This is a genomic window from Nocardioides sp. AN3 (assembly GCF_054653495.1).
This window is the reverse complement of the sequence record NZ_BAAIGC010000013.1, coordinates 83,320-105,467: the sequence shown is the minus strand read 5'-3', so window position 1 is coordinate 105,467 and position 22,148 is coordinate 83,320. Positions and strand designations below refer to the sequence as shown.

Genomic DNA, 22,148 nt, shown 5'->3' with positions numbered 1-22,148 from the left:
ACGAGCCTCCAAGGAACCCAGGGCGGTTCAGCCACAGCCGGGCGCCCTCGCCCAGGTCGAGGAAGTCGGCCTCCGCGCTGTTGCGCGCGCGGGGCTGGCGGTCCAGCGGCCCGGGCGGCTGGGGTGGGAAGTGCTCGTCGTTGATCTTCGGTGTGCCCGGGGTGGCCCGGGCGTGGCGGGCGACCTCGAGTGGCCCGTCATCGGCGACGTGGACGATGACGAGCTGCTCGTCGGTGCCGACACCCTGGACGCGCACCCACACGGTGGCGCCCAGCAGCGTGTGGGGCACTGAGTACTGCCCGGACTCGAAGGTGACCATCGGGGTGTTGCCCGGCACCTGCCTGGTGGTGCCGAACGCGACCGTGTGCGGGGTTGCGGCCACCGGGTGCAGGCGGGCGCGTTCCTCGGCGAGCATCTCGACAGGCGGGCGCCGGGTGAGCCGATGCGGGCGGGTGTTGACCTTCTCGCAGAACTCCACACAGGCGGCCTCGAGCTCGGCGAACGAGCCGTAGGACTCGCGCAGGTTGGTGTCCTTGGGGACCAGGTCGGCCTTGCTGATCTTCACCGACGCCTCCGTGCCGCCCTTGGACGCCGGATCGGCCGGGACGCAGGTGTGTACCGTGACTGAGTAGTGCTCGGCGAAGGCGACCAGTTGCGGGTTGCGGACCGGGATCCCGGCGATGTGCTCTACCGTGACGGTCTTCTCGTTATCGGTCAATACATAGGTCGGCACCCCGCCCAGCCGCCGAAACGTCTGATCGAGGGCGGCGAACACGCTCGGCATGGTCTTGTCCCGCAAGGCGATCACCACCCGGAAGCGTGACCAGGCCAACCACGCGACAAACAGCACCGTCTTGACCCCGTCGACGACGGGGCCGTCGCCGTAGTCGTACTGCAGCCACATCCCCGGCTCGGTGATCCAGGGCCGGTGCACCCGGACATGCCCAGCCCGATACGCGCGCTTGACGGCGGCGACCGCACGGCGGGTGGTCCGCTCCGAACCGGCATACCCCAAGGCGAGCAGCTTCTCGTGGGCCACATCAGCACGGACCTTCCCGAGGCTGTGTTCGACCCACTCCTCGACCTTGGGCAGGTGCTCATCGATCAGCTGCGGACGGGCCACCGCCTGATCGAGCTCGCCGCCGGCAGCCCGTCGTTCGACATAGTGCTTGACGGTGTGGTGGGAGCAGCCGGCCAGCTCGCCGGCATCACGCAACGACCCGGTCAGGTCGTAGGCATTCAGGATTTCCATGATCTCCTCGGCAGACTTCAACTCATCCCTTCCTCGGGAGCGGTAGCGACTTCAAGCACCGCTCATCGCACCCGAGGAAGGGGCCTCAACCGCGGACCGCGGCAAGGAAGACGACGTCGTGTCGGGCAGATCCCATGACCGTCAGTGGGCAGTTCTCATGTCCGCCAGCGGGCAGCTTCGTGGCCGTCTCCGGGAATTTTCTCGTGGCCGCCGACAACTTTTCGCCTGGAAATCGGCGCGACGAACCGCTCGAGGACGAGCCCATCACACCCCCCGACTGAGCCCTCAAAACGGTCGATCGAGAGGTTCCGAGGACTAGTGAGCCGGGCCGCGGCTAGCCTCCTCTCGCCCGCGGAACGTGCCGCTGGATGGTGGGGGAGGCCTGTGTGACGTTGACCAGAGGTTGGTATCCCGATCCTGGCGGCGATGGCGAGCGGTTCCACGACGGAGTCCGGTGGACGGGTGTCACCCGCGGCGGAGCGGCGGCACTACCGGTGACTGGGCGGACCCAGACGGTGGTTCGCAGGCGACGCGGCCGGCGTCGGTCCAGGGCGGCCGGGGCCGTCATGGTGGCGGCATTGGTGCTGCTAGCTGCCGCCGCGGTTGTCCTCCAGAAGGGGCCACTGGTGCCGCTGGCGCACAGCCTCGGCATCGGCGGACCCGACCGCCTCCTTCCTGCCGTCGATCCATCCCAGGAATCGGACGCCTTCGTCATCCTGAAGGCGGACGCCGTCGGTGATCCTGTGACCTACGACCCGTGCCGACCGATCCACTACGTCATCAACTCGGATGGCGCGCCCGCCGACTACCCGACGTTTATCCTGCCTGCGGTCAACGCTGCTCAGGAGGCGTCCGGGCTGAGTTTCGCTTATGACGGCCTCAGTGACGAGACCTGGGATGACCGACAGAGCGGTGCGGCCTCCGGTCCAGTGGTGATCGCCTTTCCGACGAGCGTGGAGGAGGGAGACGTCTCAAAGGACACCGTCGGGCTGGGAGGTAGCACGGCGCTCACGATGAACGGGGCGTTGATGCCGCACTACGTCACAGGCGCGATCGCGTTGAAGCGCGACTGGTTCGTACAGCAGAGCGCGGAGCACCACACCGCCGAAGAGCAGGCCGTCGTGATGCACGAGCTCGGGCACGTCCTCGGCCTCGGGCACGTCGAAGACCCCGATCAGCTGATGTACGCCTCCAATCGGGGGCAGCTGACCTACGGTGGCGGCGACCTCAATGGCCTTGCCAAACTCGGCTCCGGGGACTGTGGCAGCTGACCTCCGAGGGCACGTGCCGTTCGGGAGAACAAAGGCGTCGCGACGCTCCACATTTCCGATCAGATCTGTGGCGACTCCGGACGGAGCCGCCACCAATCACGCGGGTCCCTCGGTCGGGTACGCGCCCAGTGCCTGGTGCCGCTTCCGGGCATGGGCGCGACGCAGCAAGGGCGACCGGGGGAAGCCTCGGGCTCGCCTCGTTCTACGCGGAGACAGTCCCCGGTGGCTGGGTCGGCCGGGTGGCTCTTCAGCGCCGGTCGGCGCGAACATCGGCGCCGAAGTGGGCCTGTCGGATTATGAGTACGGAGCGCGGCGCTGCGTGCGGCACTGCCCGGCCCCCACCAACGTTCTCAGCGTCCGCCGCGCCCGAAACAAATCGCTGACTGCGTTCGACATGGCGCGTGGTCGGCGCGATCTATCGAATAGCAACCGGGTAGCATTCTGCCCGAAAGGCGATGGTCCTTGATCTGCGTTTCTGCAGGTCAAGGGCCTTTTTCGTGCTGGTGGGTGATACTGGGTTCGAAGGAGAGCCCCCTACCACTTGCCGGATGAAGCGAGTTCGCTCATGCGCTCGGCGTGCTGCTTCATGCGGCTCTGCGCCGCTCGCACGTAGCGCTGCGCTGCCTGAGGCGTCGAGTCGCCGAGAAACGCCTGGATCTCGGCCTCGGTTGCGCCCTGCTGGGCCATGAGTGTCGCACCGGTGGCGCGCAGGTCGTGGAAGTGCAGAGTGGGGTGTCCGGCGGCAGCGCGGGCGGCGTACCAGCCGGACTCCCGCGGCGTGAAGAGGTGCTTCTGCTTAGCGGTCTTCTGTCTGCTTCTGCACTGTGCTGGCGAGCGCTTGCACGTTGAGCAGGTGACTTTGCCGTAAAACGTCGACGGGGCGAGGTGGCGGGCGCGGACGGTATTGCCGTCTTCGTCCTCGTCGGGACGGCCTGCGAACAAGAGGTGATCTCGATGCGGCGCGAACTTGTCGAGGTGCTCGCGCAGGGAAGGCATCAGCGCGGTCGGGATGTGCATGTCGCGGTTTCCGGCCTCGGACTTCGGGCCTTTCACGAGGACACCGTCGATCCTCGACCTGGACACCGAGCGGCGCACCACGATCATTTGCTGTTTGAGATTGATGTCTTTCCTACGCAGCTCCACGATCTCGGAAAAGCGCAGGCCGGTCCACAAGCCGAGGAGAACCAGCAGCCTCCACTCAGGGCGGATCGTCGCCAGGATCAGCTCTAGCTCTGATCCGCTGACGAGCTCGACGCGCTTCTTGCTGGGCAGGGATCCGCCGCCGCGGACCGCGAACGGGTTCACCTGACCGACTAGCGGGCCGTGGGCGCCGGTCGCGGTGTTCATGATCGCGCGGCCGAGAGCGTAGGCGTGTGCCCGAGTCGTTTCGCCGGTGTGACCGGGCCGGCGGCGTCGGGGCTTCAGGTTGTCGTACCAGAGGTTGACCATGACGGGCTCGATCTCGTCGAGGGGGAGTGGCCCGAAGGTCGGACCCAGGTAGTCGCGAAGGAGGTCGATGTAGTGGTCCTTGGTGCGACTCGCGAGTGGTTTGCCTTTCACCTTCCGCCCCATGATCCAGGTAGTGGCGTAGTCGTCGAACGTCGGCAGGCGCGCGGCCTGCCGAGCCTGGAGCTTCGCCGATCTACGGGCGGCCGGTGACGTCCAGAGTCCGGAGCTGATGAGCCGGCGCTCGTCGGTCAGCCAGGCCTCGGCGTCCTCACGGGTGTCGTAGGTCGAGGGTGCACTATGGAGGGCGCCGTCGGGGCCTGAGTATCGGGCCCTTACGCGGCCGCTCGGGAGCTTGGCGAGCTGTCCGAACCCTCGTCTTGGTGCCACGTGGGGCCTCGTTTCGTGTCGCATACGTGTCGAAATAGAGTCCAAATTTGGTGATTCGTGACCACTGTTGTCCGCGGATGAGCGAAGAGTTTCCGCAGGTCAGAGTGCTAAATTACCTGGTCACGTCAGGATTTCACAAGGGCACGCGCATTGGTTCAAACCCAGTATCGCCCACCATCGGAAAATGGCCCCTGATCAGCGGAAACGCTGATCGGGGGTCGTTCTGCTTCAGAAGTTGCATCGGACATGCATCGGATCGGAGCCGATTTAGTCGCCGGATCGAGCGCTCGGGATTCGATCCCAGATGCCTCGAGGTCCTCCGGCGTCGAGGCACTCGCTGACGCGCTCACCGCGATCCTGCGCGCCTGACGACGGGCTGGCCGCCCAAGCACGTGGCCGACCCCGTGGGTCGACCAGAAGGTCTCACTGGTGTGACGGCCCGGTCGCGGGGGCGGTTGTCGCGCCTTCGCGTCATTGAGGCGTGGAACTCGTCGTCTATCCGGCGGTGCCTGATGACGCTGATCTCACGCGAGATCGGTCTGCCACGGGGCCCTGGAGAAGTCCGATGTTTCGAACACCACGCTCGGACACTCGACGGATCTGAGTGTCTGCTCTAGTGTTCCTGATGTTACGTACAGGCGATATCAAGCAGGGATGTACTGATTGCTACATCGGTTGCTCGATCGCGGGGGAGAGGAAGCACATGCGTAAGAGATGGTGGATCGGTGCTGTGGCCGCGGCACTCTCGGTCGGGCTGGCAGCCTGTTCCGGCGTGACCGGCGGCAGCCCTGCCGGGAGTGGTGCCGCCAAGGGTGGAGATCTTGTCATCGGGCGCGATGGGGAGGGAACGTCGATGGACAGCACCTCGGCGGCGATGGAGAACTACTCGATCGCGGTGGTCCAGCAGATCGGCCAGTCGCTGTTCACGGTGACCAGCGACGGGCAGAAGTTGGAGCCCCTGCTCGCTGCGAGCTACACGATGTCTCCGGACGGTGTCACGTACACGATCAAGTTGCGTGACGACGTGAAGTTCTCCGACGGCGCGCCTATGACGGCCAAGGACGTCAAGTTCTCCATCGACGCGGACACGGCGGTCGGTGACGCCGGATGGGGCTTCGTCAACGCGGCGATCAAGAACGTCGCCGTCGTCGACGATCACACGGTCACCATCACGCTGAAGCATCCATGGGCGCCGCTGATCGCCGACCTGTCGATGTTCAGCAACGCGATCGTGCCGGCGAACTACGGCGGCAAGTCGAAAGAGGCCTTCTATCAGGCTCCCGTGGGCACGGGGCCGTTCAAGTGGGGGGAGTGGAAGAAGGGCGAGTACATCAAGCTCGTCAAGAACCCGAACTACTGGCAGCAGGGCAAGCCGAGCCTGGACAGCGTGACCTGGAAGGTCGTGCCGGATGCCAACACGCGCCAGCTGCAGCTCCAGGGCCGTCAGATCGACGTCGACCAGTTCCCGGCCTGGTCGAGTTTCTCGACCCTGAAGGCGACGCCCGGCCTCAAGGCTGAGGCCTTCCCGTCGACCGAACTCGACTACATCATGATGAACACCAAGCGGGCGCCGTTCACCGACGTGCACATTCGTCGCGCGATCGCTGACGCCGTCGACCGCGAGGCCCTCGTCAAGGCTGTGCTGTACGGCAACGGTGAGCCGGCGAACTCGATGCTCTCGCCGGGCACACCGTTCTACAACAAGGACAACCCGGGCCCGACCTACGACCTGGCGAAGGCCAAGCAGGAGATGGCGGCGTCCTCGAAGCCGAACGGCTTCAGCACCACGCTCCTGATCAAGTCCGGAGATGCCAACCACGCCGCGATCGCGCAGATCCTGCAGTCCTCGCTCAAGCAGATCGGCATCGACTTGAAGATCGCGCAACTCGACGCGACCGCGAACAAGCAGGCCCGCATGAAGAGCGACTTCGACATGGCGCTGAGCGGTTGGACGATGGACATCCCCGACCCCGACCAGTGGACCACCTTCGCACTCGACCCGAACGGCGGCGCGAACTCGGCGTTCACGTTCTACGACAACCCGCAGATCCTCTCCCTGAACAACCAGGCGCAGCAGGAAGGCGACCAGGCCAAGCGGGCCTCGTTGTACAAGGAGATCCAGGAGAAGGTCCTCAACGACTCGTCACTGGTGTACCTGTACTACGTCCCGTTCGCCTACGCGTACTCGGACAAGGTCTCGGGCTTCTCGGTGACACCGCTGGGCGCCACGCACCTGGAGGACGTCCACAAGTCCAAGTGAGCGTTGCGGGCGGGAACGCGGCTCAAGCGTTCCCGCCCGCAACCGGCAAGGGGGTGTACCTGTGCTGCAACGACTCAACTTCATTCCCGGGCGCCTCGTGCAGGCGATTCCGGTCGTCTTCGGCGTGACGATCTTGGTCTTCTTCCTCTCGCAGTTGCTGCCAGGCAACCCCGCGGTCGCCATCCTCGGGGACAAGGCGACGCCCGAGCGCCTCGCGGCACTCAACCACCAGCTCGGGCTCGACAAGCCCGTGTGGCAGCAGTACCTCAGCTACCTCGGCCGGCTCCTGCACGGCAATCTGGGCGACAGCATCATGTACCAGCTGCCCGTCTCGGGGTTGGTGATGAAGGCCCTGCCGGTCACCTTGCTGCTCGTGGGCTATGCGATTGCGTTGGCCCTGCTGATCAGCGTGCCGCTTGCGAGCCTCGCAGCATCGCGGCCGAACGGCGGCCGTGACCTCGGCGTCCGAGGCTTCACCTTGCTCGGGCAGGGCATGCCGCAGATGTGGGTCGGCATCATGCTGATCCTCCTGTTCGCACTGCACTTCCGGGCCTTCCCGGTGGGTGGGTACGGCAGCGGCATCGACCTGATTCGCGTGCTGTTCCTGCCAGCGCTGACACTCGCCATCGCGCTGACTCCGACGCTGATCCGCAGCCTGCGCGCGTCGATGATGACGGTGTTGGACGCGGACTTCATCGCCACCGCCCGATCGAAGGGAAGTGGGGGACTGGCGCTCTACCGCGGTCACGTCGTCCGGAACGCCTTCCTGCCGGCCATCTCGGTCATCGGCGTGAATCTCAGCTACCTCGTCGGCGGCTCGATCATCATCGAGAAGGTCTTCGCGCTGCCCGGCCTCGGCTCGTTGATGATGGGGGCTGTCTTCGCGCGAGACTTCCCGCTCATCCAAGGCGTCACCTTGTTCGTAGGGCTGATGGTCGTGATCGTCGGCATCTTGACCGACGTCGTCTACGCCCTGCTGGACCCGCGAGTGAACCTGGGGCGTGGGAACTGATGAGCGCCCTGACCGCCCTGATACAGGGCAAGACCCCGTCGACCCGTGTCCGGAGCCGCAGTCGTCGACTGCGACCCTGGTACGCCAACACGTCGCTGATCGCGGGGCTCATCGTCACTGGCACTCTCATCGCCGTTGCTGTGCTCGCTCCCTGGCTCGCACCGCACGATCCGCTGAAGCAGGACCTGAACCATGCCCTTCAGGGCCCGAGTGGGTCACACTGGCTCGGCACCGACAAGTTCGGCCGTGACGTGCTGTCCCGGCTGATCTGGGGAGCGCGCGTCAACCTCCGCATCGGCTTCCTCGCGGTCCTCATTCCGTTCGTCGTCGGCTCCATCGTCGGCGCGGTCGCCGGGTACTTCGGCGGCTGGTTCGACGCGCTCGTCATGCGCATCGTCGACATTTTCTTCGCCTTCCCGTTCTACGTCATGGTGATCGCCCTCGTCTTCGTGCTCGGCGCCGGCGAGGCGAGCATCTACCTCGCGATCGCAGCGGTGTCGTGGGTCTCCTACGCCAAGATCGTGCGCGGCGAAGTCCTCGTGGTCAGGCAGTTGGACTACGTGCGCGGCGCGAAACTCGGGGGCCTGAGCGACCGACGCATCCTGTTGCGCCACATCGCCCCGAACGTGATGGGTCAGGCGATCATCTTCGCGATGAGTGACATCGTGATGGACATCCTCGCCGTCGTCACCCTTGGTTACCTGGGCCTCGGCATCGCCCCGCCGACGGCCGAGTGGGGCGGCATGATCCTGGAAGGCCAGGAGTTCATCACCACCAACTGGCAGCAGGCCACCATCCCGGGGCTTGTCGTCGTGATCACCAGCCTGGGCCTGTCCTGGCTCGGTGACGGGCTGGCCGACCTGCTCAGCCCGGACAGGAGGAAATGATGACGACCTCTCAGCCGCTGCTCTCCATCCGGGACCTGTCCATCGGCGTCGACCGGAGCGGGCAGCAATTGAAGATCGTCGAGCAACTCGACCTTGAGATCGGCCAAGGCCAGCGTGTCGGGCTCGTCGGCGAGTCCGGATCGGGCAAGTCGATGGCCCTGCGTTCCATCGCGGGACTCCTGCCCCGCGGCGTGAAGGTCTTGTCGGGATCCATCGAGTACGACGGCGAGAGCCTTCTCGACCTGTCGCCCGCACGACGCCGAAGGCTCATGGGTCCGGAGATCGCGATGATCTTCCAAGAGCCGATGACCGCACTGAATCCGCTGGTGCGTGTGGGTGACCAGATAGCCGAGGGCCCGATTCGGCACCGAGGTCTGAGCGCCAAGGCCGCTCGCGACTACGCGATCGACCTGATGGGGCGCACCGGCATCCCCGACCCGCGGCGCCGCTCCCGCGCCTACCCGCACGAGCTGTCCGGCGGGCTGCGTCAACGCGTCATGATCGCGATGGCCCTCTCGTGCGAGCCGAAGTTGCTGCTCTGTGATGAGCCGACCACCGCCCTCGACGTGACCGTGCAGCACCAGGTGCTCAAACTCCTGGAGCGACTGTGCGACGAAGTCGGCGCTGCCTTGCTGTTCGTGACCCACGACCTGGCCGTCGTGAACCAGACCTGCACGCGCGTCGCCGTCATGTACGCCGGCCGCCTGGTCGAGTCCGGTGAGGTCAAGCGGGTCCTCCACGATCCGCGCCACCCCTACACCGAGGGGCTGCTGGAGTCGGCCCCCGACTTCGATCAGCCGGACCGAGAACTGGTCGCGATCCCCGGCTTCCCGCCCAACCTCGCCGATCGGCCCGACGGTTGCGACTTCGCACCCCGCTGCCGCTACGCCACGGCCTCGTGCACCGAGCACGTCGGCGACCTGATGCCGATGCGAGACGGCCGCATCACGGCGTGTCTGCGCGCCGACGAACTGTTCGAGGAAGTGTCATGACCGAAGCCGGAGGCCAGCACCGCCTGGTCCAGCCCGTTCTGCGAGCACGGGGCCTGACGAAGCGGTACGGCGCCGGCCGCTCGACAGCGGACCGGCTGAGGCGACGCGACGAGCGGACCTTGACCGCTCTGGACGGCGTCGACCTCGACCTGCAGCGTGGCGAAGTGCTCGCAGTCGTCGGCGAGTCGGGGTCTGGCAAGTCCACGCTCGCGAAGCTGCTCGTCGGAAGCGAGGTGCCGACCTCAGGTGAAGTCTGGCTCGACGGCGAGCCAGTCGCGGCCCGCCGGCGCGGCGAGGCTGCCCGGCGGATCCAGATGGTGTTCCAGGACCCCTACTCCTCGTTGAACCCGCGGCTGTCGATCGGGACCGTTCTCGGCGAGTTGCTCGGCTTCCATCGCATCGTCCCGCGCGCTGAGATCGAGGAGGAGTCGAAGCGACTGCTCGCGCTCGTCGGGCTCGACGAAGATGCGCTCACTGCCTACCCGAGCCAGTTCTCTGGTGGCCAGCGGCAGCGGTTGGCCATCGCGCGTGCGCTGGCAGTGCGCCCGGACGTGCTCATCGCTGACGAGCCGGTCTCCGCGCTCGACGTGTCGGTCCAGGCAACCATCCTCGACCTGCTCGCGAACCTGCGCGACGAACTCGGTCTGAGTGTCTTGTTCATCGCGCACAACCTCGCCGTCGTCCAGCATCTGAGCCAGCGAGTCGCCGTGATGTATCTCGGCCGGATCGTCGAGGTCGGCACCGCCGAGCAGTTGTTCACCAACCCCTCCCACCCGTACACGCGCGCACTGATCTCGTCGATCCCACGGATGTCGCCCGACAGCGTGAACAGCGCCTTCGAGGTCGAAGGCGAACCGCCCAGTCCCTTCGCCATGCCGCAAGGGTGCCGCTTCCATCCGCGCTGCGCGATGGCCGTCGACGTGTGCCGAGCCACCGATCCCGCGTTGATGCCGGTCAGCGACGGACATCTCAGCTCCTGCCTGCGCCTGGGGGACCTTCCTGCCGTGAAGGCGGGCGCCGCCGCAGCCCGCGGCTGAGCGTCGATCGAACCATCCTCTGAAGAAAGGCCATCCTCGTTGTACGTCTATGCCCCGAAGGGGTCGCGGAGTTGGGCACTCGCCATCCATGGAGGTGCCGGCGGTCGGGTTGAGGAGTTGGCCGTGCAAGGCGACGGCGACTACGAGGCAGGTCTCAGGTCTGCCTACGATGCCGGTGCCCGGGTCCTCGACTCCGGAGGCATCTCCCTCGACGCCGTCTGTGCGGCCGTCTGCATCCTCGAAGACAACCCGCTGTTCAACGCCGGGAGAGGCTCAGCCGTCCGATGCGACGGCTCGATCGAGATGGACGCCGCCGTCATGTCCGGATCGGGACGTGCCGGCGCTCTGGCTGCGACCCGATGGGCACGCAACCCGGTCACGGCGGCACGCCGCATCATGGAGGACGGCGACTGCGTCCTTCGCGCGATGGTGCCGGCCGAAGAGATCGCGGCCTGGGGCCTGCAGATCGCCGACCAGGCCTACTTCTCGACGCCCGGCCGCGTCGCGCAGATGACGAGCGTGCAAGCCGGCCTCCTCGTCCCTCAGCAGCACGGCACGGTCGGCGCCGTCGCCTGCGACACCGCCGGCCGGCTCGCTGCCGCAACCTCGACGGGGGGCACGGTCAACCAGGTGCCCGGCCGCATCGGGGACACCCCGATCATCGGCGGCGGCACCTACGCCCGCGACGGGGTCGCAGCGATCTCCTGCACCGGCTACGGCGAGGCGTTCATCCAGGGAGTCGTCGCCCATGAGATCGCCTCCCGCGTCAGGCATGCAGGGCAGGACTTGGCTGCGTCGGTCAGAGACGTCCTCGACCAGGAGGTCGGCGGACGAGGAGCCACGGGAGGCCTCGTGGCAGTCGCCGCCGACGGTCGGGTGGTCGTGGCCCACAACTCCCCGGCGATGTTCGCGGTGTTCCGCGACGACGACTTCCGCGCCGACGAGATCATCGTCCTGACCTGACGGAGGGAGGTGCATCCAACTGGCAGGTTCAGGCAGATGCAGCGGCCCGGGTCCCAGTAAGGTCACGTCTCGTGGATGATGTTCGGGAGGTCGTTTCGGCGCGGGTCGGAGACCTGACACCCGCCGAGAAGCGCTGCGCACGGGTGCTTTTGGCCGACTACCCGGCAGCTGGCCTCGGCTCAGCGGCCGCGCTCGCCAGCGCGGCCGGCACCTCGATCCCGACGGTCCTCCGGTTCGTCGGCCACCTCGGGTTCGGGACCTACCGGGACTTCCAGCAGCGGCTTCGCGAAGAGGTCACGCGTGCTGCGATGAGTCCGGTTCAGCGGGCCGCGCGCAGTCGCGACGGCGTGAGCGCGACGGGACTGAGCGCTGCTGTGGAGCGCCGGATCTCGGTGGCTCGTGAGCTGCTGGAGACGGTCCCGACGGCAGAGTTCGACGCGGCTGTGAGCCTGCTTGCGGCGCAGCCCAAGAGCGTCCTGCTCGCAGGCGGCTTCTTCTCCCGTCATCTGGCGGCGCTTCTGGCCTCTCAGCTGAACCAACTCCTCAAAGGGGTCGACTACACGCCGGACCCGCTTGCCAGGGATATCGGCAAGTACCTCGACCTGGGACGCGACGGTGTCGTCGTGCTCTTCGACTTTCGCCGCTACGAGGACTCGGCGCGCCGCGTCGCGGAGTTGACGAAGAAGCGTGGGGCCCGGCTGATCATGGTCACCGACCATGAGCTTTCGCCCACGGCGGACTTCGCAGACGTCGTCCTGCCTGTCTACGTGGACGGGGTGCCGTTCGACTCCGACGGTGGTGTCGTCATCTTGCTGGAGAGCCTGGTGGAGTGCCTCTTCGATGCCCTCGGCGCCACCGCGATCCGACGGATGTCGCGCTGGGAGGAGAGCGTGAAGGTCACGCGCGCGTTCGCGAAGCCGGTGTCGCTGGAGTAGCGACATCGCTGCCGCCGAACGGCCGCGTGGCCGCCTGCATCGGCTTGGTCGAGTTCGTGCTGTAGTACGACGTTCATCCGGCGGTTCAAGGCGCGGATGACCCGGCTCGCCCGTCGGCGTGCGCCCCCGGAGTGATCCAGCGTGACTTCCTCACACCTCTACGGTCCTGACGCATCAGGCAGCACCGCGAGCGACCAAGGAAGTCTGCCGTGTATCACTTGTTAGATTCAGGTCACTATGCCAAGGTTCTGTATGTAACAGAACATCGCACTCTGAGTGAATCAGACCAATGGGCGAACGAACATCTGGGGGATGTGTGTCGAACTTCGCGAGGCTCACGGCAGCAGTGACCGGGACCGCTCAAGGCATCGGCGCGAGCATTGCGGAAGCCCTCGAATCCGCAGCTTGCACCGTTCACCGCATCGACCGGGACCAGGTCGACCTCGCAGACGGAGAAGCGGCCACCGAGTACCTGCGGAGTCTCGGCCAGGTCGACATCCTGGTCCACTCCGCCGGCGGAGTCTGCGGGCAGACGCACACGCCGATCGAGGACCTGGCCGATGCGGACTGGGACGCGGTGGTCGACGCGAACCTGCGCACCGCGTTCAACGCCGTCCGCGCGGTCGCACCAGGCATGAAGCAGCGCGGCTTCGGTCGGATTGTGACGATCTCATCGGGTGCAGGTCGCAGCATCAGCCTCACCGGCATCCAGGCCTACACCTCATCGAAGGCCGGCCTGATCGGCTTCACCCGCCAGATGGCCTGGGAACTGGGACCCTTCGGCATCACCGTCAACTGCATCGCCCCCGGCTTCGTCCTGTCCAACCCGACGACGCAGCGTCAGTGGGAGGGCTACGGCGCACAGGGCCAGAGCGAGCTCGTCGCCCGGATCGCCACACGCCGCACCGGAACGCCCGATGACATCGCGCGCGGCGCCCTGTTCTTCTCTGCCCCTGATGCCGGCTGGGTGAGCGGACAAACCCTCTCGATCGACGGCGGCCACGCCCTGTTCTGACCGGCCCGGACCATTCCGAAAGGACTCACCCATGAACGGAACGCGGCAAGGTCAGGACAGCCGGGCAACAGCCGGCGGGCTCCGGGAGCTGGGCGCGCGGTACTTCTACGCCCAGCACACCTACGACCCGTGGAATGCCTCGCTGCTCGGGCTGACCGAGTTCGACGACATGGTCAACGACCCGAGCCAGGAGGCGAGCGCTGCGGCCGCCGACGAGTTGAAGGACATCCGCCTGGCGGCCGAGCACATCGAACCGCGCGACCTTGCACCCGAGGATCAGGTCGACCGAGCCATCCTGATCTCGCTGGCACGGGGCGCTGAGACAGACGCGCGCGACGCCCTGTGGTCAGCGAACGTGTCCGCCAAGGGATACGTGAGCCCCCTTGGTCTCATCTTCCAGACCATCCCGGCGATGACCGTCAATGACGAGGCGGCGCATGACGGCGACGACCAGACCGCGTCGGACGCCTACATGTCCCGCATGAGCCGGATCGGGAACGTTCTCAGTGCCATGGGCGACCGGTACCGCGCCGAGGTCGCCGACGGCAGGACGCCGACGCGGGTCTGCGTGGCACGGGCCGTCGAGCAGCTCAGCGGCTATCTGGCGCTCCCTGTGGACGAGGACGTCCTTCTCGGGCCGGCTACGACCTCCATGTGCCGCCCGAAGGCGCGCGACCTGGTCGAACGAGAGATCCGGCCAGCGATCTCTGCCCTCATCGACCTTCTCCGCGACGAGCTCCTCCCGCTGGGACGCCCCGACGACCACGTCGGCATCAGCAACATCCCCGACGGGGAGGGTGCCTATGAGCGGGCCGTGGCGCGTCACACCACCACGTCGCTGACGCCCAGCGAGATTCACGAGATGGGCCACCAGGCCCTCGCGGACCTGCACTCCCAGTGGGCCCAGGTAGGAGAACGCGCCTTCGGCATCACCGATCCCGACAAGATCCGCCAGCGCCTGCGAACCGACCCGGCCCTTCGGTTCCAGACGTCCGATCAGATCGTCGCCGTCGCGCAAGCGGCGCTCGACCGCGCCACGGCCGCATTGCCGACCTACTACCACGGTCCGACGGTCGGTCCTTGCGACATCGTCGAGATCAACGCGGTGGAAGCCGCGCACGCCGCTCTCGCGTACTACCGCCCGCCGGCAGTCGACGGCAGCCGCAACGGCGCACACTGCCTGACCACCACGAACCCGACCGCGCGCTTCCGTTTCGAGTACGAGTCCCTCGCCTTCCATGAGTCGGTGCCAGGGCACCACCTGCAACTGGCCAGTTGCCAACAGCTCGACATTCCTCGTTACCGCCGCCACCTCGACATCGAGGCGTGCTCCTTCAACGAAGGTTGGGGCCTCTACAGCGAACTGATGGCCGAGGAACTCGGTCTCTACAGCACCGACCTCGACATCCTGGGCCGCCTCTCGTTCAGCGCGCTGCGCGCGTGCCGACTCGTCATCGACACCGGTATCCACGACCTCGGCTGGACCCGTGCCCAAGCCGTCGACTTCATGCGCGCCAACACGGCCACCACCGAGGCCAACATCCACAACGAGGTCGACCGCTACATCGCATGGCCCGGCCAGGCCCTGGCCTACATGGTCGGCATGCGCGAGATCGTCCGACTGCGCGAAACGGCGCGCACCCGCCTCGGCGAGCAGTTCTCGCTCAGCGAGTTCCACCGTCGCGTCCTCGAACACGGCGCCGTGCCGCTCTCCGTCCTCGCGACCAACGTCGAAGCCTGGGGCGCGACCCCGGACCCGTCCTGAAACCCAAGGAGACCTCATGGAACTGACCATCAACGGCTGCCGGCTCAACGTAGAAGACCTCGGGCGTCGCGAAGCTCCTCTCGTCATCGCCCACCACGGCGGGGGCGGGATCGGCTCCCTCACCGAGCCACGCAACACCTTCGGGCCGCTCAGCGACGAGTACCGGGTCATCGTCTTCGACGCACGTGGATGCGGTGTCAGTGAGGCGGTTCCGCCCTACTCCCACGCTCAGTGGGCGGCCGACGTCGACGCGCTGCGGGCCTGGGCCGGAGCCGAGAAGGTCACCGTCGCCGGCGGATCCTACGGCGGCTTCATCGCACTGGAGTACGCCCTGGCCTACCCCGAGCACGTCGAGGCGGTGATGCTGCGCGACACGGCCGCAGACGGCTCGAACCTCGAGCTGGCCTTCGAGAATGCGAGGAACCAGGACCGCATCGAGATCCAGTGGGACAACTTCAACCGCTACTGGTCCGGCCAGATCCGCGACGACGCAGACCTCAAGCAGTGCTGGAGCGAGATGATCGGCCTGTACGATCACGACTACGACCCGCAGCGCTCCGCCGCCGCCGTCGAGGAGGGCTCCTACCGCCACGAGGCCCACAACTGGTGCTTCGAGCACAATTGGCCCGGCTATGACCTGAAGGACCGACTCGGCACCATCAAGGTTCCGATGCTCGTCACCGTCGGCCGCCACGACTGGGTGACGCCGGTCAGTTGCTCCCAGACGATCGCCGATCTCGTTCCAGACGCCGAGCTCGTCGTCTTCGAGAAGTCCGGTCACTCCCCGCAGAGGGAGGAGCGCGACCTGTTCCAGCAGGTCATCCGAGACTTCATGCACCGCGCCGTGCCGCTCGGAGCCGAGGCATGAGGTATGTCATCATCGGCGCGGGCGCCATCGGCGGCACCCTCGGGGCACACATGGCTCGCGCCGGCCACGACGTCCTGCTGTGCGATGCCGACGCCCAGCATGTTGCAGCGATCAACAGCGGCGGCCTGGAGATCTACGGCCCGGTCGAGGAGTTCACCGCCGAGGTCCGCGCCGTCGCACCCGACCGTCTCCCGGACCGCATCAACCGGGCCATCGTCGCCGTGAAGAGTCTGCACACCCGATCCGCCGCTGAACTGCTGTCCACGCGCTTGGATCCCGATGGGTTCGTGCTCAGCGTGCAGAACGGCCTGACTGCCCAAACGCTGGTCGACGCCGTCGGTGCCGACCGTGTGCTGTCGAGCTTCGTCAACTTCGGGGCGGACCTGATGGCGCCCGGTCGCATCATGCAAGGCAACGTGGCGACGTTCCGGGTCGGAGAGCTCACGAGCGGTCAGATCACGGACCGGGTTCGCGAACTCGTCGGCGTCCTGCCGTACGCCGTGGCTACCGACAACGTCCTCGGCTACCTGTGGGGCAAGGAGGCCTACGGCGCCATGCTCTACGCCGGCGCCGTCTCCGACCTGTCGATCGCCGACACCCTCGCCAGCCCGAAGTACCGCCCGTTGATGCTCGCCATCGCCCACGAGGTCCTCGCCCAGGCGCCAGTCCCCGTCGAGAGTTTCGACGGGTTCGTCCCCACCGACCTCGAAGGGTCCCTGGATCGGCTCGTCGAGTTCAACCGCAACAGCGCGAAGACGCACAGCGGCATCTACCGGGACTTGACCGTCCGCAAGCGCAAGACCGAGGTCGACGAGATGCTCCGCGACCTGCGCGGGCCCATCTTCGACAAGATCGGCGAGCTCATCCACGACATCGAGGAAGGCCGCCGCACCTGCTGCGTCGCCAACCTCGATGAGTTGGCTGCGTACGCCGCGACGCAGCGGTCTACCGCGTCGACTGCGATCGGACAGGCAGAGTGACCCCTACGACAAGCGCCGACACCAAGGTCGGGCTCCACCTCCCGGCCGCGGTCGACGTACTCCACGAGTTGGCCACCTACATCGCGATCCCGAGCGTAAGCCGCGACGCCGACCCGGCGACCATGCGAGAGGCGGCGCAGTGGCTGTGTGATCGCCTCACCTGGGCGAACGCCCACCTGGTCGAGACCGCCGGCAACCCGATCGTGCGCGCGGACTGGCTAGGTGCGCCGGGAGCCCCGACGATCCTCGTCTACGGCCACTATGACGTCCAGCCGGCCGGTCCGCTCGAGGAGTGGGACGCCCCGCCGTTCATCATGACCCGAACCGACGACATCGTCCGCGGCCGGGGCGTCACCGACGACAAAGGCCCCGTCTTCCTGGTCCTCAAGCTCGCCCAGGCGTTCATCGAGCAGGAAGGCGCACTTCCTCTCAACGTCAAGTTCCTCATCGAGGGCGAGGAGGAGATCGGGAGCCCTCACCTCGCCGACTTCGTCCGTGCCCATGCCGACGACCTTGCGGCTGACCTGGTGATCTCCGCAGACGGAGCGATGTGGCGCCCCTCAGAGCCTTCCGTCTCCCTCGCCTCCAAGGGCATGGCGATGATGTCGGTCATCGTCGAAGGTCCATCGATGGATCTGCACTCCGGCCGGTTCGGAGGCACGGTCGCCAACCCCGCGATCGAGCTCGCCAGGCTCCTGGCGACCCTCCACGACGACGACGGTCGCGTGGCGGTTCCAGGCTTCTACGAGGGTGTGTGGCCGCTGACGGATCGTCGACGCGCCGAGATCGCGGCCGTCGACTTCGACGATGAGACCTTCCGCGCACAGATCGGCGCGCCCGCGCTTGCCGGCGAGACGGGGATGACCACACTCGAACGTCTCTGGGAGCGCCCCACGCTGGAGGTGAACGGGATCGAGGCCGGGGGGAAGTACACCGTCATCCCGCACAAGGCGGTCGCCCACCTGTCATGTCGCCTCGTGCATGATCAGGATCCACAGCGAGTGCTCGGCGCGATCACCGACCATCTGTGCCGACACGCGACCAGCGCAGTGACCGTCACCGTGGCACCTGACCCCGGTGGCGTTGCCGCCTACCGAGTGAGCCCCGACGACCCATCGATCCTTGCCGCTGTCGCAGCACTCGCCGAGGTATACCCAGGCCAGGAAGTCCTGCGTGCCGTGATAGCCGGCACCCTGCCGGCCACTCGGCTCTTCGAGGACACCCTCGGCATCAAGACCCTGTTCTTCTCCTTCTCAACAGCCGACGAGAACCTGCACGCGCCCAACGAGTTCATGCGGATCAGCCGCATCGACGAAGGGATGCGCGCCTGGGAGGCGCTGTGGAGGCGCCTCGCCACAACCCTGCCCCGGAGGACCGCATGACCGAGACCAGTGCGACCTACGTCGCCTACTCCTATCTGGACGAACACGTGTGGAACAAGGACCTCGCTCCCGAGTTCGGACGCGTCCCCGCCTTCCAGCACCACCTCTCCGACGCCGTCGTCGAACGCGCCGAGCGTCTCCTGAACGACAATGTCACGATCAGCCTCCACGATCACCCCGTGCGATTCCCGGCCGACATGGCAGACACCCCCGAATACAACCGCACGGGCCGACAGCACACCGCCTACGAAGGCCTCATGGCGTCGGGGCTGACCGTCGTCTTCGACAACATGATGGACGGCACCGCCTGCGTCACCGGCTCCGCACCATGGCAGTTCGAAGACGTCGTCACCGACCTCGGCATGCGGCAAGCCGACATCGCCCAACAGGACAAGGTCTTCGTCGTCCGCACCCTGGACGAGATCGACGAGGCCCACGATCTCGACAAGGTCGGCCTGGTCTTCGGTCTGGAGGCGGCCACCCCCATCGGCAACGAGGTCGACAAGCTCGACGTCCTCTACGGACTGGGCATCCGCCAGATCGGGATCGCCTACTCCGACTCGAACGCTCTCGGGTCAGGGCTCAACGAGCGCGTCGACGGCGGGCTGACGATGCTCGGGCGACGATCAGTGGACCGCATGAACGGCCTCGGCATGGCCATCGACATCTCGCACTCCGGTGACCTGACCGGCATCGAGACGTGTCGGGCGTCCACGAAGCCGGTCCTCATGACCCACGCCGGCGCACGGGCACTGTGGGACATCCCGCGCCTGAAGAGCGACGACGCTCTCAAGGCCGTGGCGGACACCGGAGGCCTGATCGGCATCTCCGCAGCGCCCCACACCACCTGCTCGACGGCGCACCCGCGGCACACCATCGAGTCGGTCATCGACCACTTCCACTACTGCGTCGACCTGGTCGGCATCGACCACGTCGCCTTCGGACCCGACACCCTCTACGGCGATCACGTCGGCCTTCATACGACCTTCGGGCATCTGCTGAGGATGGGGGACTGGACCGCACCCGAGCACGAGAAGGTGCCCTACGTCGACGGCTTGGAGAACCCGACGGAGTGCTTCCACAACCTGGCTGCCTGCCTGGTGCGTGACGGGCACTCAGACGAAGACATCGCAAAGGTGCTCGGCGGCAACATCCAGCGCGCGCTGGCCGAGATCTGGCACTGACAGGCGAGCCTCACTCCATGTTGCCCCTCAGTGGCCTGCGCATCCTCGCGCTCGAACAGTACGGCGCCGCGCCGTTCGGCAGCTCGCACCTGGCCGATCTCGGCGCCGAAGTCATCAAGATCGAAGACCCGAGCGCCGGCGGCGACGTCGGCCGGAAGGTCCCGCCGTACGCCGAAGGCGACGACTCGCTGTTCTTCGAAACCTTCAACCGAGGCAAGAAGTCGATCGCCCTCGACCTGGCAACGCCAGCAGGCCGCGACTGCTTCGAGCGGCTCGTGACAGTCAGTGACGTCGTCTTCTACAACCTGCGCGGTGACGTCCCAGAGAAGTTGGGCCTCACCTACTCCCACCTCGCCCACCTGAACAAGGGCATCGTCTGCTGTTCGCTCAGCGGATTCGGGATGACAGGCCCGCGACGCGCCGAGCCCGGCTACGACTACACCCTCCAGGCCCTGGCCGGCTGGATGGATGTCACCGGCGAACCCGACGGTCCGCCCACGAAGTCCGGGCTCTCCGTCGTCGACTTCTCCGCTGGGTACGTCGCCGCCATCTCGATCCTCGCCGGTGTGTTCGCCGCACGGCGAGACGGAGCCGGGATGGACTGCGACGTGAGCCTCTACGACACAGCGATCGCGATGCTCACCTACCCTGGTGTCTGGCACCTCAACGCCGGCTATGAACCGCAGCGCGCCCGCCACTCGGCGCACCCTTCCATCATCCCCTTCCAGGTCTTCGAGACCGCGGACGGGTGGGTGACAGTAGCCGCGCCGAAGGAGAAGTTCTGGCGATTGTTCTGTGACGCGATCGAACGTCCCGACCTCGCCTTGGACCCTCGTTTTGAGACTCTTGCCTTGCGGCACGAGAACGCAAGCGTCCTGCTCCCGATCTTGGAGGAGACGATGCGTGCTCGTACGACGAGCGCGTGGGACGAACGGTTCAGGAGACTCGGTGTGCCCAGCGGGCCGGTCAAGACCGTCGCAGAGGCGCTGACAGACCCGCAATGCCACGCTCGCGGCCTTGTCGTCGAAGCGGACCATCCACGCTACGGCACGGTCCGCACGATCGCGTCGCCTGTGCGGGTCGGTGAGCGCCGTGCAAGACCTGTTCGCGCTCCGCGTCTCGGTGAGCACACCGTGGAGGTCGTCAGCGAAGTCCTGCAACTCGATCCCGCAGAAGTCCGGAGCTCACGCGAGGCCGGCGCGTTCGGTCCGGTGACGGGGGACGTGATCCCATGACGGCGGCCCTCACGATCTCTCGCGTTCTTGCGGTTCCTGTCCGTGGCGGGTACTTCTTCGATGATCAAGCGGCCATTCGTGCGGGCGCGACCCGTGACGGTGTTCAGTATCTGGGGCCAACGGCGACAGCCGGCTTCACTCAGGTGCGCGAACCCGCCGAAGCCGTGTCCATCCTCCTCGGACTCTCCGACGGATCCACGGTCGTCGGCGATTGCGCGACGGTGCAGTACGCCGGCGTCGCCGGTCGTGAACCGCGACTCCGAGCAGCAGAGTTGGCTGCCGAGATCGAGGTGGTCGGCCAGGGGCTGATCGGTCGCTCCGTCAGCCGCTTCCGGGAGGCCGATGCGCATGCACGAGCGCTGTGTGCCAGCCTCACCCATCCACGTGCTGGTGCCTACGGGATGTCCCAAGCACTCCTCGCTGCGGCCGCGCACGCAGCTGGCCATGGCGTGATGGCCTGGGTCATCCAGGATGAGTGGAGGATCGGCGCGCCGTTGAGTGCCTTGCCGCTCTACGCCCAATCAGGGGAGTCGCGCTACACCAATGTCGACACGATGATCCTCAAGCGCGTCGACGTGCTACCGCACGGGCTCATCAACACACCGGATCTGGTCGGTCGTGACGGACAGACACTCGTGGACTACGTCGCCTGGGTGGGTGAACGCGTCGATTCGCTGGGCGGACCAGACTACCGACCGCGACTCCACTTCGATGTCTACGGCATGGTCGGCCTGGCTGCAGGCGGGGACATCGGCAAGACGGTCGAGATCCTGGTGCGACTGGAGAAGGCGGCAGGTCGGCATCCCCTTCAGATCGAGCATCCTATCGACGCAGGCAGTCGCGACGGGCAGATCGAGGCGATGCGAAGCATTCGGCTCGAGCTCGCGGCGCGTGGCTCGTCAGTCCGGATCGTCGCCGACGAGTGGGCCAACGACGTCGACGACATAGCAGCCTTCGCTGCCGCCGGCGCGACCGACATGATCCAAGTGAAGACCCCTGACCTGGGCTCCATCGTCGACAGTGTCGAGGCGTCGTTGACGTGCACCAACGAGGGCGTCGAGGTGGTGCTCGGCGGATCGTGTGCGGAGACTGATGTCTCTGCTCGCGTGTCCGTCCACATCGCGATGGCCGTGGGCGCCAGCCAGCTCCTGGCGAAGCCTGGAATGGGCGTCGATGAACCTCTGATGATCGCGAACAACGAGATCACGCGGGTGCTACGGCTCGACACCGAACGTCGCAGCGCCGCGGTCGATGCCTAGCGTCGCGCGACGACG

Annotated in this window: 17 protein-coding genes and 3 pseudogenes; 17 read left to right on the top strand and 3 right to left on the bottom strand. The window is 66.7% G+C overall.

Going from position 1 to position 22,148, the window contains the following annotated elements; all coding sequences use genetic code 11:
• Position 1: 1 nt before the first annotated feature.
• Positions 2–1,273: pseudogene (istA, locus tag ACYQ1K_RS15775) on the bottom strand (IS21 family transposase); the annotation flags it as partial.
• 347 nt (positions 1,274–1,620) lie between these two features.
• Between istA and ACYQ1K_RS15770 the strand changes: the two are divergent.
• Both ACYQ1K_RS15770 and ACYQ1K_RS15765 read left to right on the top strand, forming a co-directional pair.
• Positions 1,621–1,725, top strand: a pseudogene (locus ACYQ1K_RS15770) (DUF2510 domain-containing protein); the annotation flags it as partial.
• Positions 1,726–1,833: 108 nt separating this feature from the next.
• The gene (locus ACYQ1K_RS15765; protein ID WP_459984111.1) at positions 1,834–2,523 is read left to right on the top strand and encodes a matrixin family metalloprotease; all 690 of its coding nucleotides are present in this window, start codon (positions 1,834–1,836) and stop codon (positions 2,521–2,523) included.
• Between the two features lie 534 nt (positions 2,524–3,057).
• Here ACYQ1K_RS15765 and ACYQ1K_RS15760 read toward each other — a convergent pair.
• Both ACYQ1K_RS15760 and ACYQ1K_RS28090 read right to left on the bottom strand, forming a co-directional pair.
• Positions 3,058–4,095 carry a tyrosine-type recombinase/integrase gene (locus ACYQ1K_RS15760; RefSeq protein WP_459984064.1) on the bottom strand — a complete coding sequence of 346 codons (1,038 nt, stop codon included), beginning with the start codon at positions 4,093–4,095 and terminating at the stop codon, positions 3,058–3,060.
• 114 nt (positions 4,096–4,209) lie between these two features.
• A pseudogene (locus ACYQ1K_RS28090) lies at positions 4,210–4,383 on the bottom strand (hypothetical protein); the annotation flags it as partial.
• Positions 4,384–5,062: 679 nt separating this feature from the next.
• Here ACYQ1K_RS28090 and ACYQ1K_RS15755 point away from each other — a divergent pair.
• The 15 genes from ACYQ1K_RS15755 to ACYQ1K_RS15685 all read left to right on the top strand — a co-directional run bounded on the left by ACYQ1K_RS15755 (position 5,063) and on the right by ACYQ1K_RS15685 (position 22,133).
• Entirely contained in the window at positions 5,063–6,619 is a 1,557-nt protein-coding gene (locus ACYQ1K_RS15755) for an ABC transporter substrate-binding protein (RefSeq protein ID WP_459984063.1), read from the top strand.
• Between the two features lie 61 nt (positions 6,620–6,680).
• The gene (locus tag ACYQ1K_RS15750) at positions 6,681–7,631 is read left to right on the top strand and encodes an ABC transporter permease (protein WP_459984062.1); all 951 of its coding nucleotides are present in this window, start codon (positions 6,681–6,683) and stop codon (positions 7,629–7,631) included.
• On the top strand, positions 7,631–8,518 hold the full coding sequence (locus tag ACYQ1K_RS15745) for an ABC transporter permease (RefSeq protein ID WP_459984061.1): 888 nt from the start codon (positions 7,631–7,633) through the stop codon (positions 8,516–8,518). Before ACYQ1K_RS15750 ends, ACYQ1K_RS15745 begins: the two co-directional genes overlap by 1 nt.
• Positions 8,518–9,510 (top strand): ABC transporter ATP-binding protein, encoded by a 993-nt coding sequence (locus tag ACYQ1K_RS15740; protein ID WP_459984060.1) that lies wholly within the window; start codon positions 8,518–8,520, stop codon positions 9,508–9,510. The genes ACYQ1K_RS15745 and ACYQ1K_RS15740 overlap by 1 nt, the downstream gene beginning before the upstream one ends.
• Positions 9,507–10,547 (top strand): ABC transporter ATP-binding protein, encoded by a 1,041-nt coding sequence (locus tag ACYQ1K_RS15735; protein WP_459984059.1) that lies wholly within the window; start codon positions 9,507–9,509, stop codon positions 10,545–10,547. The genes ACYQ1K_RS15740 and ACYQ1K_RS15735 overlap by 4 nt, the downstream gene beginning before the upstream one ends.
• Before the next feature lie 39 nt (positions 10,548–10,586).
• Positions 10,587–11,510, top strand: coding sequence for an isoaspartyl peptidase/L-asparaginase family protein (locus ACYQ1K_RS15730; RefSeq protein WP_459984058.1), 924 nt, complete (start codon positions 10,587–10,589; stop codon positions 11,508–11,510).
• 71 nt (positions 11,511–11,581) lie between these two features.
• A complete protein-coding gene (locus tag ACYQ1K_RS15725; protein ID WP_459984057.1) occupies positions 11,582–12,445 on the top strand; it encodes a MurR/RpiR family transcriptional regulator in 864 nt (287 codons plus the stop codon).
• Positions 12,446–12,791: 346 nt separating this feature from the next.
• A complete protein-coding gene (locus ACYQ1K_RS15720) occupies positions 12,792–13,460 on the top strand; it encodes an SDR family NAD(P)-dependent oxidoreductase (RefSeq protein WP_459984056.1) in 669 nt (222 codons plus the stop codon).
• Positions 13,461–13,491: 31 nt separating this feature from the next.
• A complete protein-coding gene (locus ACYQ1K_RS15715; protein WP_459984055.1) occupies positions 13,492–15,225 on the top strand; it encodes a DUF885 domain-containing protein in 1,734 nt (577 codons plus the stop codon).
• A gap of 16 nt (positions 15,226–15,241) precedes the next feature.
• Positions 15,242–16,093, top strand: coding sequence for an alpha/beta fold hydrolase (locus tag ACYQ1K_RS15710; protein ID WP_459984054.1), 852 nt, complete (start codon positions 15,242–15,244; stop codon positions 16,091–16,093).
• Entirely contained in the window at positions 16,090–17,073 is a 984-nt protein-coding gene (locus tag ACYQ1K_RS15705; RefSeq protein WP_459984053.1) for a ketopantoate reductase family protein, read from the top strand. The genes ACYQ1K_RS15710 and ACYQ1K_RS15705 overlap by 4 nt, the downstream gene beginning before the upstream one ends.
• Positions 17,070–18,455, top strand: a complete 1,386-nt coding sequence (locus ACYQ1K_RS15700; RefSeq protein WP_459984052.1) for a M20/M25/M40 family metallo-hydrolase — start codon at positions 17,070–17,072, stop codon at positions 18,453–18,455. The genes ACYQ1K_RS15705 and ACYQ1K_RS15700 overlap by 4 nt, the downstream gene beginning before the upstream one ends.
• Positions 18,452–19,639 carry a dipeptidase gene (locus ACYQ1K_RS15695; RefSeq protein ID WP_459984051.1) on the top strand — a complete coding sequence of 396 codons (1,188 nt, stop codon included), beginning with the start codon at positions 18,452–18,454 and terminating at the stop codon, positions 19,637–19,639. The genes ACYQ1K_RS15700 and ACYQ1K_RS15695 overlap by 4 nt, the downstream gene beginning before the upstream one ends.
• Positions 19,640–19,656: 17 nt before the next feature.
• Positions 19,657–20,874 carry a CaiB/BaiF CoA transferase family protein gene (locus tag ACYQ1K_RS15690; RefSeq protein WP_459984050.1) on the top strand — a complete coding sequence of 406 codons (1,218 nt, stop codon included), beginning with the start codon at positions 19,657–19,659 and terminating at the stop codon, positions 20,872–20,874.
• Positions 20,871–22,133, top strand: coding sequence for a methylaspartate ammonia-lyase (locus tag ACYQ1K_RS15685; RefSeq protein ID WP_459984049.1), 1,263 nt, complete (start codon positions 20,871–20,873; stop codon positions 22,131–22,133). Before ACYQ1K_RS15690 ends, ACYQ1K_RS15685 begins: the two co-directional genes overlap by 4 nt.
• The last annotated feature ends 15 nt before the right edge of the window (positions 22,134–22,148 follow it).

Coding starts and splice junctions, on each gene's coding strand:
- ACYQ1K_RS15760 (WP_459984064.1), bottom strand. CDS start 4,095: ATGGGGCGGAAGGTGAAAGGCAAACCACTCGCGAGTCGCACCAAGGAC.
- ACYQ1K_RS15755 (WP_459984063.1), top strand. CDS start 5,063: ATGCGTAAGAGATGGTGGATCGGTGCTGTGGCCGCGGCACTCTCGGTC.
- ACYQ1K_RS15745 (WP_459984061.1), top strand. CDS start 7,631: ATGAGCGCCCTGACCGCCCTGATACAGGGCAAGACCCCGTCGACCCGT.
- ACYQ1K_RS15740 (WP_459984060.1), top strand. CDS start 8,518: ATGACGACCTCTCAGCCGCTGCTCTCCATCCGGGACCTGTCCATCGGC.
- ACYQ1K_RS15735 (WP_459984059.1), top strand. CDS start 9,507: ATGACCGAAGCCGGAGGCCAGCACCGCCTGGTCCAGCCCGTTCTGCGA.
- ACYQ1K_RS15715 (WP_459984055.1), top strand. CDS start 13,492: ATGAACGGAACGCGGCAAGGTCAGGACAGCCGGGCAACAGCCGGCGGG.
- ACYQ1K_RS15710 (WP_459984054.1), top strand. CDS start 15,242: ATGGAACTGACCATCAACGGCTGCCGGCTCAACGTAGAAGACCTCGGG.
- ACYQ1K_RS15705 (WP_459984053.1), top strand. CDS start 16,090: ATGAGGTATGTCATCATCGGCGCGGGCGCCATCGGCGGCACCCTCGGG.
- ACYQ1K_RS15695 (WP_459984051.1), top strand. CDS start 18,452: ATGACCGAGACCAGTGCGACCTACGTCGCCTACTCCTATCTGGACGAA.
- ACYQ1K_RS15690 (WP_459984050.1), top strand. CDS start 19,657: ATGTTGCCCCTCAGTGGCCTGCGCATCCTCGCGCTCGAACAGTACGGC.
- ACYQ1K_RS15685 (WP_459984049.1), top strand. CDS start 20,871: ATGACGGCGGCCCTCACGATCTCTCGCGTTCTTGCGGTTCCTGTCCGT.